Genomic DNA, 13,550 nt, shown 5'->3' with positions numbered 1-13,550 from the left:
ATCACCCTTATCGGGGGTGCTTCACTGCGCATGAATACGCCAGCTTCAAACCCGCCGGCGTTTCCAGTTCGCAGCCAAAGTATGGCGCGTAGCGAAACTCTCCATCGCACAGCGGCACCGTGCCCATCAGCATGATCGTTCCCGCAAGCTCCCCGGCGCGGCCCGAAGTCAGTTTGCTTCCGAGGTGTTCCAGCAAGACCGGCGGCGCGAGCAACTGCGAAAGTTTTCCGGACTGGTAGAACGGCTTGCCCGCTCCCTGCTCAACCCAACTGCGCACAGCGATGTCATCCCACACAGCAGCGACTTCACGGAACCGCCAGACCTCAGTGTTGATGGGCTTGGGCTGCTGCTTCGAGCGCTGGATGGACCGGCGCTCTTCGACACGATCCGTGAAATCTGAGCCGACACTGACCAGCGCATCTTCCAATCGGTCAGTAATAAAAAGCAGCACGGCTTCGGCTTCGCCAGAGACGGTTGCCGAACTTGGAGTAATCTCGTTCCGCGTGGTGAGCAAGGAAAGCTCAATCTCGTAGAGAGTGGGAAAGCTCTCCGGCGCTGGAATGCCTTGGCGCTCCAACTCCTCGATGTGAGCGCGCACATGATCCTGGTTCCGCCCCGTATAACCGGCGGCCACCAATCGACGCGCGAGAAATTTTATTGGCTCGCCAGTTAATACGAGATTAAGTTCAATGGGCATTGTCTTTTCACAAAATATAATTTCGCCGTGCTACCAGCCGTACTCTTTCCAGCGGGCGTCGACGAGCGCTTCATCCTCCGCGCTGGGCTGCACGGTGGGAGGGAAGCGGCCCTCCCACTCGGGCATGGGGTCGAACATCCATGTGCGCGTGGCGTCGATCAGCACGCGGTTCCAGATGCCCGCGCCGAGTTTGGCGACGTTGCGCTCTTCGAGCGGCGTCGACGGGTCGGCGCTTGATCCGAACGAGCCGGGAAAGATGACGATGTCGTCCTTGCCCGCGTTCACGCGGTAGGCGATGGCCCAATCAATCTGCTCGTAGTCGCTGATGTCGATGTCATCGTCGGTGACGATGACGTTTTTGTAGCGCCATGCGGCGGCATTCGATCCCCACAGCGCACACGCCACCTGTTTGGGGTGTCCTTGGTAGCGCTTGTTGATGGCCACGCAGATATTCGTGCCATTGGTTACCGGGTGTACATGCACGTTGGAGATGCCGGGCACGCCTTGCGACTCTAGCACATTCCAGGCGATGGCGGCGCGCTGGATGGAGGACATCATGCTGTTCTCGTTGAACGAGCCCGGCAGCGTGCCTTCCTGCGTGCCACGCAGGATGGGATCGTTGCGGTGGGTGATGCACTCTACTTTGACCACAGGGCGCAGTGTCGGCACGTCGCTGTTGTGGCCGGTATACTCTCCGAACGAGCCTTCCAACTCGAATGTCTTCGGGTCGGGGTCCACAAATCCCTCGATGACAATCTCGGCGCCAGCCGGGACGAGCAAGTCATTGGTCTCGCATTTGACCAGCTTCATCGGCTCGTCGCGGTACCCACCCATTACGTCGTACTCACAGACACCGGAGGGCATGGGACTGCCGGCAATGAAATCCATGATGGGATCGTAGCCAATCACCGCCGCCACGGGCATGGGTTGCTTTCGCTGCCGGTACTTGGAGAAAGTTTGGCCGCCGCCCTGGCTGGCGAGGATCAGAATCGGGATGGTATCGCGAGTGCCCAACATGCCGCGATACACGCCCACGTTCAATACACCCGTGTCTGGGTCGCGAGTAACGATCGCTGCGAAAGTAAGGATGTAGCGGCCGCCATCGCGGTAGTGCCACTTGGGAACGGGGAATTGAGTCAGGTCCACATCCTTGCCGCGCAGGATGTTTTCCTTCACCGGTCCGGATGGAACAACCACAGGAGAGATCAACTTCTTGTTTTTCTCGCGCACATGGCGAACCAACTCACGCACCGGCGTATCCGGCGGAAAGCCCAGCAGCATCGCCATGCGCGTGCGCTTGTGAAATAGCGCGGTGGCCACCTTGCGGCCCACGGTATTCTTGTGGCCCTTCACATTTTCAAACAGCAGCGCCGGGCCTTTGCTAGTGAATGACCGGCGCGCAATGGTGCCGATCTCGCGGTCCCAATCGACTTCCGCCGTGACGCGCTTCAGTTCGCCGGCGGCCTCGAATCGCTCCAGCCATGTACGCAAATCCCCGAACGCCATTCCACACCTCGTTGCTACTGTTTTTCTATAGTAATTCTCAAAACCACAAATGCAAAATAATAAACCAGTCCGCGCTGCTACCATCAAGTCGTAAATCTCACGCACAAGAGTCATGCCGTGGCGACCGGCGCATTATTGCGCGACGGGGCGGATGCCGTAGCGCTCCCATTGCGCCGCTACTTTGTCCAGATGCTCTTTCGGTGGCACCGATGGCGGCGGGTAGGCGTGCTTGCGCGTGGCGTCGATGCCCAGCTTCGAGCTGACCTGTTCGGCGGCTGGGATTGGCTGGCCGTTCCGTAGCGGCTGCGAGGGGTCGAGCGTGATGGGATCGGTGTTGGAGATGATGCGGACGTCCTGATCGGGTTGGATGCGGAAGGCGATGGCCCAATCGACCTGGAAGGGGTCACGGATGTTGATGTCGTCGTCCACCACGATGACGATCTTGCCGATGCCGGCGTTCATCGACCACACGCCCGTCATGACCTTCAACGGCTGAAAGCGGTTCGCCTTGCGGAGGGACACGATCACCGTGGCCGTGGAGCTGCCGCTCTCCGGCAGGCAGACATCCTGCACGGGCAGGCCGAGATTATTCACGAGGTGGCGGCGAATCTCCAATTCGCGGCCGAAGGCCTTGATGCAACTGGATTCGCTCGGCGGCATCTGGCTGAGAAACGCTTGATAGATTGGGTTCTTGCGGTGCGTGATGCAGGTAACTTCAAAGACGGGATTGTTGCCGCCCGCGCCCATATATCCGGCGTACTCGCCGAAGGGACCTTCCGGCTCGTTGCCCAGATAGGGCACGCGGCCCTCGACTACAATCTCGGCGGTGGCGGGCACGTCGATATCCACCGTCTTGCAGCGGACCACTTCCACCGCCTCGCCGCGAATGCCGCCGGCAGCGGCCAGCTCGTCCACGCCCGCAGGGAATGGACTCACGGATGTCAGTCCGATTACCGGGTCGGTGCCGAAGACGATGGCCGCTTCGGTGGCGCCGCCCTTGGCTTCGTTCTTCTGCATGTGTACGCGCATGCCGCGTTGCGGGTTGATCATCAGGCCGCCGCGATGAGCGTTCTTCACTTGCAGGCGGTAAGTTCCGACGTTCTGCACGCGCGTCTCCGGGTCGCGTGAAATGACGAACGGCGAAGTGTGGTAGGGGCTGGGGTCCTGGCCGACGGTCCAGATGGGCGCGGGGAGCATCTCCAGATTCGCATCTTCGCCCATGTGCACCACTTCCTGACACGGCCCGCTGCTCACTACTTTTGGCGCAATGGGATTTTTGCCGCGCGCCCACGTGTCCCAAACGCCCTTCTGGTCAGTCCCGAGCGCGGTGGCGTAGATCTCGCGCGAGCCGCCCAGTATGCCCACCACGAGCGGGATGTCGTGGCCCTTGATCTTGTCGAACATCAGCGCAGGGCGGCGCTCCTGCGGAATGCTGCGGAAAGTGTGGCGACAGACCGCGCTGATCTCCCAATCCTTGTCCACTTCCGCCGTAATGTGGCAGAGCAGTCCTTTGCTCTCTAAAACCTTGAGATACTCACGCAGGTCCTTGTAGGGCATTCGGGAAATTCCTTTTTACATGATCGAAAGAATTGAGGGGCAGCGGATGCTAGGAAGCAGTCTGCGCTGACGGTACCGCGAGTCCAGTCTTGGCAATGGTATCGCGCGGCGCAATGCGGTCCTTGTCGAGGTCTCCCACTACGAACACATAAGATATCGCGCCGAAGGTAGCCATGCCTCCGGCCACGACGAGCGAACCGATGAATGATCCACCGCTGGCTTGAACCATGTAGCCGGTGACGATAGGCGCGAGCAGGCCACCGATATTGCCGAAGAAATTCTGAATCGACGTAACCGAGCCCAGCACGGTGCGCGGTGCCAGATCAATCGGCAGCGAGTTCGCCGAAGCCGTCGCCAGGCGCAGCGAGCCGACACAGAGAGTAATTAGGGTAACCGCCAGCCAGACATTCTCGATGTAGGCCGCGGCGATTACCATCACCGTAGATCCCACCAGTCCGCCACCAATGATGCTTTTGCGCGAGACCGTTGGACTGACGCCGCGCGCGATCAGGAAGTCGCCGAGCCATCCGCCCGCAAGGGTTCCAAGCACTCCGGCGAGGAAGGGAAGCGAGGATACGAATCCTGATTTGAGTATGGTCATGCCCCGCGCGTCGACCAGATAAGTGGGCAGCCAACTCACGAAAAAGTAGTAAGCATAGAGATAGCCGCACTGTCCGAAAGCGATGCCCCAGGTGGAGCGATAGCGGAATAGCGAAAGCCACGCCATGGGCGGGGCTTCATCAGCTCCCGCGGCGGACGCCGGAGCTTTTACCAGGCCGATCGTTTTGTTCGGGTAGAGCCAGAACCACAGCGCGGTCAGGACCAGACTGGCTCCGCCGATGATGTAGAATATCCACTCCCACCCCCAGCGCGACAGAATCATCGCGGCAACGGGCGCGCCAATGGCCAATCCTACCGCATTGCCTGTGAAGGCCACCGAGACGGCGCGCGTTCGCTCATTTGCGGGAAAGAGGCTGGAGACCGAAGTGGAGGTGGTGGGGATCAGGATGCCCTGGCCGATGCCGAACACAAAGCGCATGATGAATATCCCTGTGAAGCCCGCGGCGAGCGGCAACGCCATAGTGGAAATTCCCCAAATCGCCGAGCCGATGCCCATGGAAATCCAAGGACCAAACTTATCCACGATGGGGCCGGCCAGCGGCAGGGCACCGGTGTAGGACCAGTTCCATCCGGAAAGGAGGTAGCCCATGTCCTTCGGAGCGATTTCGTAAATTTGCCTGAGCTTGGGCGCGGCCACGCCAAGGACTAGGCGAATCATGAAGGAGAACATCATCGCGCCGCTCAGCAGGCTGAGCATCACGAGCTTGGTCTGGCGACCCGCGCCAGGGTTTCCCGAGGCTTGGGTTGGTGCTTGGTCTGGCGCGGCATTCTTCGAAGCGGGACCCATAAACTCCTTTGCACGCCAACGGTCGGCGGCTTACGGCGCGGAACTCACCGGATGATTATGATATGTCAGAAGGGGGCGTTCAAGAGCAGGAATATTCAGCTTAAAAGATGTAACGAAACCATTTTCAACTGGGCTGGTTGTATGCGGCAACCCCCTCGCCGACTTATGGAGTTTTCCCATAATTGGGCGAAGAGGCTGCCACTGCAATAACGTCGCGCTAATAAACCAGCTTCAGAGCAAATTGCATCTGCCGCGAAGTGGTGCTGGTGCCGTTGATTACTCCCGCAGTACCCACTGCGGCGCCGGTGCCGTTGTAGACGGTGCTGGCGGGGATGCCCAGGTTCGGTCGGTTCAGGATATTGAAGAATTCAGCGCGGAACTCCAGGCTGGTGCGTTCCGTGATGGATGTCTTCTTGGACAGCGCGGGGTTCCAGGCGATTGCGCCAGGGCCGATCAGCGTATTGCGTGCCAGATTGCCAAGCTGCCGTGCGCCCGGAGCGGAATACGCGCAGGGATCGAAGTACAGTTCCGGCGTTCCCAATGGCGCGCCTGCGGCGATCGTGCGTGACAGCGCCGTGCCGGCTGGCGGAGTGTCCGGGCTCAAGTAGACCACGCCTGTGCTGCTGATCGAGCAGCCGACGGACCCGCCCTTATTGAATTCGCCTTTGTAATTCGGATTGGCATTTGGCGAGCGGGGTGTCACCGCCAGCGGAGTGAGTGCGGCGGAAACGGTTGCCAGCACCGACTGCGCCTGTCCATCGCGAATGGTCAGCACGCCGGTGGTCTGCCAGCCGGAGAGCACCTTTCCGAGCACTCCACCCATATTCTTGCCGAAGGGCAATTCATAGGTGTAGCTGAAGGTGAGGATGCGGCGGAAGTCGTAGCCGCTCAGTCCGCGTTGCGCGAAATGATCATGAGGATATTTCATGCGTCCGCCGCCGGGGGTAACCGCCGAGGCCGTTTGTCCGGCATCGGTTTCGGAGATGTTCTTCGACCAGGTAAAGGAGACCTGACCCTGGAGGCCGGCAGAGAATCGCCGTTGATAGGTCGTCAGCAGGCCGTTGTAGAAGGAGCTGGTGTCATTGGCGTAATAGACCACAGAGGACCACGTTGGATTGCGCAGCGTGGCGCCATCGGGCATCGCCAGCGAAACGCCGTCCCACACCGCCTGCGGCATGTTGATGTCGCCCACCGACAGAAGATTGATGCCGCGGCTGCCGACGAATCCCACCGTCACCAGATTCGCCGCACCGAACTGTTGCTGGAGGTTCAGGTTGTACTGCAATGCATGGGGACTCCGCATGTTATCAAAGGGAATTGCATAGCCCGGCCCGGAGGTGTTCTGCGCGTTGATCTGGGCCTGCGCATCCGGGAAGCGCTGTAGATTGGCCGGGACCGCGATGGTGAAGTCATATCCCAGCGGAGGGTTGCGTACCATCTGGGTGTAGTAGAGGTTCGGATCGTTGGGTTCATAGAGCATGCCAGCTCCACCGCGAATGGAAGTCTTGCCGCCATCGAACGGCGAATAGGCGAACCCGACGCGCGGGCCGAACTCGTCCCACGACGTGTTCTTCCAATACGGCGAACCGACAGTCCCCTGATTGTCCGTGATGTAACGAAGGTTGGAGATGCGGTTGGCGACTTCGGTGGGAACGGTCTGCGGCTCCCAGCGCACGCCGAGGTTCACGGTCAGCTTCGGCGTTACGCGCCAGTCATCCTGCAGGTAAAGCGCAAAGGCCCAGTTGCGGAATCCCCGCTCGTAAGTTCCCTGGCCGGGGATTGGTCCGCGATAGGTGTTGGCGACTCCCGCCAGAAAATTCGGCACGTTAGTGAAGCCCCAGACGCCGAAGCTGCGGTTCGGGAAGCTGCCGTTGAACTGCAACCGCTCGAGCATACCGCCCACTTGCAGCGAATGCCCACCTATCGTTATGTTGACGTCGTCCTGAAACGAAAAGCGATTGCTGACCATGTAGGTGGGGTCGGTATCGAATCCCGCGCCGCCGTAAGAAGTAAGCCCGGTGGGGCTCACCATCGGGAGGTTTTCCTGACCCGGCGTCAAGGTGATGCCTGGTCCGGGAGCCGGCGCGTTGCCGGTATCGAGGGGAATGACCCGATTGAAGTGGAAGCGAAAGGTATTCAACGTTGTCGGCGAGACGATGTGCGTCTCGGACAGCGTGGCCAGCCAGGACTTCAGGCTCGAAACCTGCTCAAAGCCGGGGAACGAGTTGGGGGCATTGCCCGTCGAGCTGGATCCGGTGAAGCGGACGAAGAACGAGTCTTGCGCCGTCAGACTGGGCAAATCCACGCGCGTCTGGCCAAAATGCTCCGTGCTGCGCTGCTTGTAATCGTACAGAAACTCAGCCGTTCCATCGCCGAAGGCGCGCCCCTGCGGGCTGGGCAGCGGATACTGATTGATGTAAGGGATCATGATCGGATTAATCGGCGCGGTCACTCCCGTGGGGTTTCCATTCAACTTGAGAATTCCCCGGCGTAAGTCGGCGTCCATGGTGGCAGGGGCCTGCAGGCTCGTCTTTACTTCGCGCGTGCTCTCGTAGGCCAAAAAGAAGAAGGTCTTGTCCTGCTGGACCGGTCCGCCAAAAGTTGCGCCGAACTGGTTGCGGCGGAACGGAGGCAGTCGCGGGCTGTCCGCGAAACGCTTGCGGTCGAAAAAGTCGCGGGCGTCTACCGCGCTGTTGCGCAGAAAATCATATGCGTTGCCGTGGAATTCGTTGGTGCCGCCCTTGGAGACGGCGTTGAACACGCCGCCGAGAGCGCGTCCGTACTGCGCGCTGAACGAACTGGTAAGCACCTGGAATTCCTGCACGGTTTCGATGCCGAGTAGCGCACCGGAAGGTCCGGCGGGAATGTGGCGGCGGAAGTCGCCGATCAATCCGCCGTCCAGCAGATAGATGTTGTCCTCGCCCCTCATGCCGGAGATGCTGACACGCTTGCCGTAGCCGCTGAAGGCCGAGTTGGCCGGGCTGTTCACGGAGATCGTAACGCCGGGGTTCAGCAGGATGAGCTGCGTCATGTCGCGGCCGTTGAGCGGCAACTCGCGAATGGTTCGGTCGTCCACGATATAGCTGACCGTGGACTCGGTGGTCTGCACGAGTGGCGCTTCGCCGGTCACTTCCACCGTCTCCGCCACTGCGCCGACGGACATCTGCAGGTCGATCACCGCTTCGCGTCCGATGGTAAGCACCACGCCGCTGCGCACCTCAGTCTTGAATCCTTCGAGCGTGGCCGAGACTCGATATTCGCCGACGGTGAGCTGCGGAGCTGAGTAGTGTCCCGTGGCGTTGGTCACAACGGTTCGCGTCAAGCCAGTGGTTTCGCTCATGACTTCAATCTTGACGCCGGGCAGCACCGCGCCGCTGCTGTCGGTCGCCGTGCCAGAGACCGTTCCGGTGGTAACCTGCGCCAATGCCCAGTTGCCTCCCAGCAACACCAGAACCATAAGCGTAAGGATCTTGCGGCCTGACAAATAACCGCGCACAAATGCCTTTAGTGTCATCGCATAATCTCCCGATTGATACCCAATTTCTACAATTTAGACCCGTGGCCGGACTATATAAAATTGATGGATTACTGTCAAGCAGAATGATTGGAAGCGACATCACTTACTGGGGAGCCCTGGCGCTGCAGCCGCGTTTGCGCCGCGAGCTTCAAAAGTATCTTAGGAAAACAGTGGCGAAGCTGTTCCACATGCCGTAAAATCCTTGATTCCACTGATACGGACATGGCCGTGGTGCGCGACTGGCGCAGGCGCGGTCGCGGTCGCGGCATGGCCTATTTCTGGAATGAGTCCAATTCCTGCGTGACGAGGGTTGCATGAAAATCGATATCTTTCCCCACATCTTTACCCAGGGCTTCTACGACCGCATGATGACAGTCTCGGAGGCCGCGGCCAAGTACCACAATAACCGCGTGCGCGATCTGCCCATGCTGGTGGACCTGGAGCTGCGCTTCAAAGTGATGGATCAGCATGAGGGCTATCATCAATTTTTGACGCTGGCCGGGCCGGGCATTGAAAATTTCTGCGATCCCAAAGTTTCTCCGGAGCTGGCGCGCATCGCCAACGATGGCATGGCCGAGTTGTGCTTGAAGTATCCCGATCGCTTCCTGGGCTTCGCCGCCTCATTGCCCATGAACAATATGGATGCCTGCCTGAAGGAAGTGGATCGCGCCATCACGCAGCTTGGCGCGCGCGGCGTGCAAATATTCACCAACGTCAACGGACGTCCGCTCGATGAAGTCGAGTTCCGCCCACTGTTTAAGAAGATGGCCGAGTACGACTTTCCCATCTGGCTGCACCCGGCGCGGCCCTCGACTTTTCCGGATTATCAAAACGAGTCGCACTCGAAATACGAGCTGTGGTGGGTGTTCGGCTGGCCTTATGAGAGCAGCATCGCCATGTCACGCCTGGTGTTCACGGGCATCTTCGACGAGCTGCCCAATCTGAAGATCATCACGCATCATCTGGGCGCGATGATCCCTTACTTTGAAGGCCGCATCGGCCCGGGCCTCGACATTCTCGGCAGCCGCACACCTGCTCACGATAAGCATCTGTGGGAGCACTCGCTGAAGCTGCGTCCGCTCGATTACTTCCGCAAGTTCTACGCGGACACGGCCGTCTCCGGCCCCGGCGCAATGGAGTGCGGCATCGCTTTCTTCGGTGTGGACAACGTGGTCTATGGCAGCGACATGCCCTTTGATCACGAGGGCGGCGCGTTCAACGTGCGCGAGACCATGCGCTCACTGGATTGCTGCACCTTGGCGCCGTCAGACCGCGTGAAGATCTACGAGACCAACGCGCGCAAGCTAATCAAGATTCCTCGCTAGCCAGGGCTACGGTGCAAACGCAACCCCACGGCATCGCGAAGATACCGTGGGGTTTTGCTTTTAACAGAGCCGCGACCGGGAGGGAGCGGTTGGTTGAAGTCTCGATACGCTCCAGCAACCGCTCCCGTCCCGGTCGCGGCTCTGTTCGATCTTCGCTACTGGGCGGCGGCGATCACGCGTCCCAAATAGACGCCCGCCAAATGGCGGCGAAAGTCGGCGGAGCCGTGCATGTTGCCCACCAGGTCAATGTTCTCTGTAACCAATGGCGATGCGGCTTCAATCGACTTGGCCTCGAGCTTCGTCCCCTTTAACTTCGCTTCCGCCGCTGATGCGCGATAGGGCTTGTCGGTAACGCCGGTAACCGCGATGGCGATGCTCTCGCAGGTCATATTCGCAGCCAGCTTGATGTATGCAGCCATGCCCACGATGGCGAAGTCCGACGGGCGCCGCGCTGCCTTCATATACGCGGATCGCGCGCTGCCTTGTACAGGAACGCGAATCTCGGTGAGTATCTCATCCACGGCCAGCCCGGTAGCATACATGCCCTCGAAGAAATCCGCCGCTTGCAGCCAACGATCACCATTAGGACCGGTTGCCTTGATCTCGGCATCGAGCGCGAGGATTGCGGCGGGCACATCGCCAGCGGGATCGGCGTGCGCGATGCTGCCTCCGATGGTCCCGCGATTGCGCACCTGAACGTCGCCCACTACGGCGGCGGCCTTCGGCAGCAGCGGACACTGAGCCTGCAGGAACTTGGAGTCCTTGATGTCGGCGTAGGTGGTCATCGCGCCGATGGCGATCTTGTTGCCCTCCTCGCGGATGTAGCTCAGGCCGGCGAGGCCGGCGAGGTCCACCAGGCAGGTGGGGTTGGCGAGCCGCAGCTTCAGCATGGAGATCAGGCTCTGTCCGCCGGCGAGGAGCTTGGCGTCATCCTGGTACTTCACCAGCAGTGCAATGGCATCCTGAATCGTCTTCGGGCGATGATAATCAAACCGATTTGGGAACATTCTTTCCGTCCTTAATTGACAAACTTGACCAAATTGCCCACTTTCAGTTTTCTAGCGGTTCTGACCACAGCGACCAACCCACAGCGACCAACTTCGTCGAATCGTCAAATCACCTTCGTGCGCAGAATCGCGTTCATGATTTTTTCCGGCGTCAAGGGTAGGGATGTGATCTTCACCCCGAACGGAGTCAGCGCGTCTTCCACGGCTCCCGCGACGGCGGCGAGTGAACCGATCGCTCCGCCTTCGCCAGCCGACTTCGTGCCCAGCATCGTCGTCGGGCAGGGCGAGTGCATGTGGCCTAGCTCGATGTGCGGCAATCCGGCGGCGACCGGCTTCAGGTAATCCATGAAGGTCGTGGCCAGCAACTGGCCGTTGTCATCGTAGACAAACTCCTCGAGGAACGTCGCGCCCAGTCCATGCACGGTGGAGCCGATGGCCATGCCGTCCACGATGCCGGGATTGATCTGGTTGCCGCAGTCATGCACGATCACGTATTTCAGGATATTGACGAAGCCGCTCTGCGCGTCCACCTCGGCCACCACAATGTGCGCGGAATTGGAGTGCGTCAACTGCACGTTGAAGTTGTCCTTGTTGGGCATCTTCGCGGCCTTGTTGCGATAGAAGGCGATCTCCTTGAGTCCGGGCTCCATGTCGTCGGGCAGCATGGTGATGCGCTTGTAGGCGTATCCGGCAATGTCCTGGAACGACATCTGCCGCGCCGCGTCTCCCTTCACCCCAATGGCGGTGCCGCCGGGTACGAAGCGCATCTCGCTCAGCGGGGCTTTCAGGATATGCGCCGCGATGAGCAGCATCTTGTCGCGGACCTTCTCTGTCGCGCGAATCACCGCGCCGAGGTCCACGTCATTGAACTTGTTCGAGTACGACCCCGAGTGCCCAATCGACGGCGACACAAACGAGTCCAGCGTGTTGTCCACCGAGATGTGCGCGGGCGTGGTGCCCAGCATGTCCGAGATCACCTGCGCGATGGTGGTCGCGTGGCCCTGTCCGGTATCCACCGAACCGATCATGGCGCTGATGTTGCCGTCGTAGTCCAGCGCCACCATCGCGCCCTCGCCGCTCCCCATGTACTCCGGGATGCCCGACGACGTGTAGTAGTAGCCCAGGTTCGACGTGCCCGGCTCCACGCCCGTGCTCATGCCGATGCCGATATGCCGCCCCTGCTTGCGTGCCTCGGCCTGCATCTTGCGCAGACCTTCGTAGTCCGCCATCTTCAACGCTTTGTCCAGCGTCGCGGGATAGTTGCCGCTCTCATAGACTTCGCCCGATGGCGTGGTGTAGGGCATCTGCTCCGGCTGGACGAAATTCTTCCGGCGTATCTCTACCGGGTCCAACCCCAATTTTTTCGCGGCGATGTCCATCATGCGTTCCAGCGTGAAGATCGCGGTCGGTTTGCCGACGCCGCGATTCTGCACCGTGGGGCCTTTGTTCGCCGCCACGCTCACCAGCTCCATGCGCGACGCCCGGATCTGATAGCACCCGACCAGCGTGGCGAACTTAATCAGCGAGTAGATGCCGGCGGTGTGAATGAACGATCCGTCATTCTCCTTGTCGATCACCGAGATGCCCAGCACGGTGCCGTCCTTCTTGAGCGCCATCTCCATGTCCACCGTGCAGTCCGGCGCGTGCGTGCCGCCCAGCAAGTGCTCGCGCCGCGTCTGTACCCACTTGATGGGCTTATCCACTTTTTTCGCCAGCAGACATAGGATGACCATGTAAGGCCATATGGCCAGCTTGATGCCGAAGCCGCCGCCGGATTCAGGAACGATCAGGCGCAGCTTGTTCATGGGCACGCCCATCACCGCGCTCATGTTGGCGACGCTGCGACCGGGCTGCTGATCGTTGGCCCACATGGTGAACGAGTCATTGCCCTTGTCGTGCCGAGCGATCATCGCCCAGTTCTCCAGCGGTGTCGAGCTATAGCGATGCACCGCAAACTTTTCCTTGAGGACTAGATCGGCGTCCTTGAAAGCCTTGTCGATGTCGCCGTGCGTCATGGTGTCGTGCAGCAAGTCGTTGCTGCCATTCTCTTCAAACAGCAGCGGCGCGCCGGGCTTCAGCGCTTCTTCAATACGGGTCACGCCCTGTAGCGGCTCGTACTCGACCTCGATCAACTCCAGCGCATCTTCGGCGATGTAACGATCTTCGGCCACCACGGCGGCGATAGGCTCGCCCAGATAGCGAATCTTTTCGCCCGCCATCACATACTGCTTCAGCGGTTTGGCGATGGCGCGCGGCGGCACCGACTTGGTCTGCGCGACAACTTCCGGCCCGGTGATGACGGCCAGCACACCCTTCAGCGCTTCGGCCTTGCTGGTGTCGATCTTCTTGAGCCGCGCGTGCGGGAAGATGCTACGCAGAATGGCCACGTGCGCGCAGTCCATGTCAATGTCGTCCACATAGACCGCTTCGCCCTTCACGAACTTCTCGTCCTCGTTGCGGCGGATGGGCTTGCCGACGTAGTTGCGCGTAACGAATAGTTTGTCGTAATCAAGTAGTGTGGTCATGTGCTTCC

General features: G+C 60.1%; 8 protein-coding genes. 1 reads left to right on the top strand and 7 read right to left on the bottom strand.

Going from position 1 to position 13,550, the window contains the following annotated elements:
• Positions 1-7: 7 nt before the first annotated feature.
• The 5 genes from EXQ56_04730 to EXQ56_04710 form a co-directional block, all read right to left on the bottom strand.
• On the bottom strand, positions 8-697 hold the full coding sequence (locus EXQ56_04730) for a DUF2848 domain-containing protein (protein MSO19758.1): 690 nt from the start codon (positions 695-697) through the stop codon (positions 8-10).
• A gap of 30 nt (positions 698-727) precedes the next feature.
• Positions 728-2,317 (bottom strand): UbiD family decarboxylase, encoded by a 1,590-nt coding sequence (locus EXQ56_04725; GenBank protein ID MSO19757.1) that lies wholly within the window; start codon positions 2,315-2,317, stop codon positions 728-730.
• Positions 2,318-2,335: 18 nt separating this feature from the next.
• Positions 2,336-3,760, bottom strand: coding sequence for a UbiD family decarboxylase (locus EXQ56_04720; GenBank protein MSO19756.1), 1,425 nt, complete (start codon positions 3,758-3,760; stop codon positions 2,336-2,338).
• A gap of 49 nt (positions 3,761-3,809) precedes the next feature.
• Complete coding sequence (locus tag EXQ56_04715; GenBank protein MSO19755.1) at positions 3,810-5,168, bottom strand: MFS transporter; 1,359 nt, start codon at positions 5,166-5,168, stop codon at positions 3,810-3,812.
• A gap of 217 nt (positions 5,169-5,385) precedes the next feature.
• Entirely contained in the window at positions 5,386-8,682 is a 3,297-nt protein-coding gene (locus EXQ56_04710; GenBank protein ID MSO19754.1) for a TonB-dependent receptor, read from the bottom strand.
• 317 nt (positions 8,683-8,999) lie between these two features.
• On the opposite strand from EXQ56_04710, the gene EXQ56_04705 reads away from it, so the two are divergent.
• Positions 9,000-10,010 (top strand): amidohydrolase, encoded by a 1,011-nt coding sequence (locus EXQ56_04705; protein ID MSO19753.1) that lies wholly within the window; start codon positions 9,000-9,002, stop codon positions 10,008-10,010.
• 155 nt (positions 10,011-10,165) lie between these two features.
• On the opposite strand, the gene EXQ56_04700 is transcribed toward EXQ56_04705, so the two are convergent.
• Together EXQ56_04700 and EXQ56_04695 are read right to left on the bottom strand one after the other, a co-directional pair.
• Complete coding sequence (locus tag EXQ56_04700) at positions 10,166-11,017, bottom strand: xanthine dehydrogenase family protein subunit M (protein ID MSO19752.1); 852 nt, start codon at positions 11,015-11,017, stop codon at positions 10,166-10,168.
• A 104-nt stretch (positions 11,018-11,121) separates the two neighbouring features.
• A complete protein-coding gene (locus EXQ56_04695) occupies positions 11,122-13,542 on the bottom strand; it encodes a xanthine dehydrogenase family protein molybdopterin-binding subunit (protein ID MSO19751.1) in 2,421 nt (806 codons plus the stop codon).
• Positions 13,543-13,550 lie beyond the last annotated feature (8 nt).

This window comes from Acidobacteriota bacterium, from assembly GCA_009691245.1.
Classification (GTDB): Bacteria; Acidobacteriota; Terriglobia; order 2-12-FULL-54-10; family 2-12-FULL-54-10; genus SHUM01.
Note: the sequence above shows the minus strand (reverse complement) of the source record. Positions and strands in the feature narration are given on the sequence as shown.

Excerpts from the sequence above, each read along its gene's own strand:
- EXQ56_04730 (MSO19758.1), bottom strand. The coding sequence starts at position 697 with ATGCCCATTGAACTTAATCTCGTATTAACTGGCGAGCCAATAAAATTT.
- EXQ56_04725 (MSO19757.1), bottom strand. The coding sequence starts at position 2,317 with ATGACTCTTGTGCGTGAGATTTACGACTTGATGGTAGCAGCGCGGACT.
- EXQ56_04720 (MSO19756.1), bottom strand. The coding sequence starts at position 3,760 with ATGCCCTACAAGGACCTGCGTGAGTATCTCAAGGTTTTAGAGAGCAAA.
- EXQ56_04715 (MSO19755.1), bottom strand. The coding sequence starts at position 5,168 with ATGGGTCCCGCTTCGAAGAATGCCGCGCCAGACCAAGCACCAACCCAA.
- EXQ56_04710 (MSO19754.1), bottom strand. The coding sequence starts at position 8,682 with ATGACACTAAAGGCATTTGTGCGCGGTTATTTGTCAGGCCGCAAGATC.
- EXQ56_04705 (MSO19753.1), top strand. The coding sequence starts at position 9,000 with ATGAAAATCGATATCTTTCCCCACATCTTTACCCAGGGCTTCTACGAC.
- EXQ56_04700 (MSO19752.1), bottom strand. The coding sequence starts at position 11,017 with ATGTTCCCAAATCGGTTTGATTATCATCGCCCGAAGACGATTCAGGAT.
- EXQ56_04695 (MSO19751.1), bottom strand. The coding sequence starts at position 13,542 with ATGACCACACTACTTGATTACGACAAACTATTCGTTACGCGCAACTAC.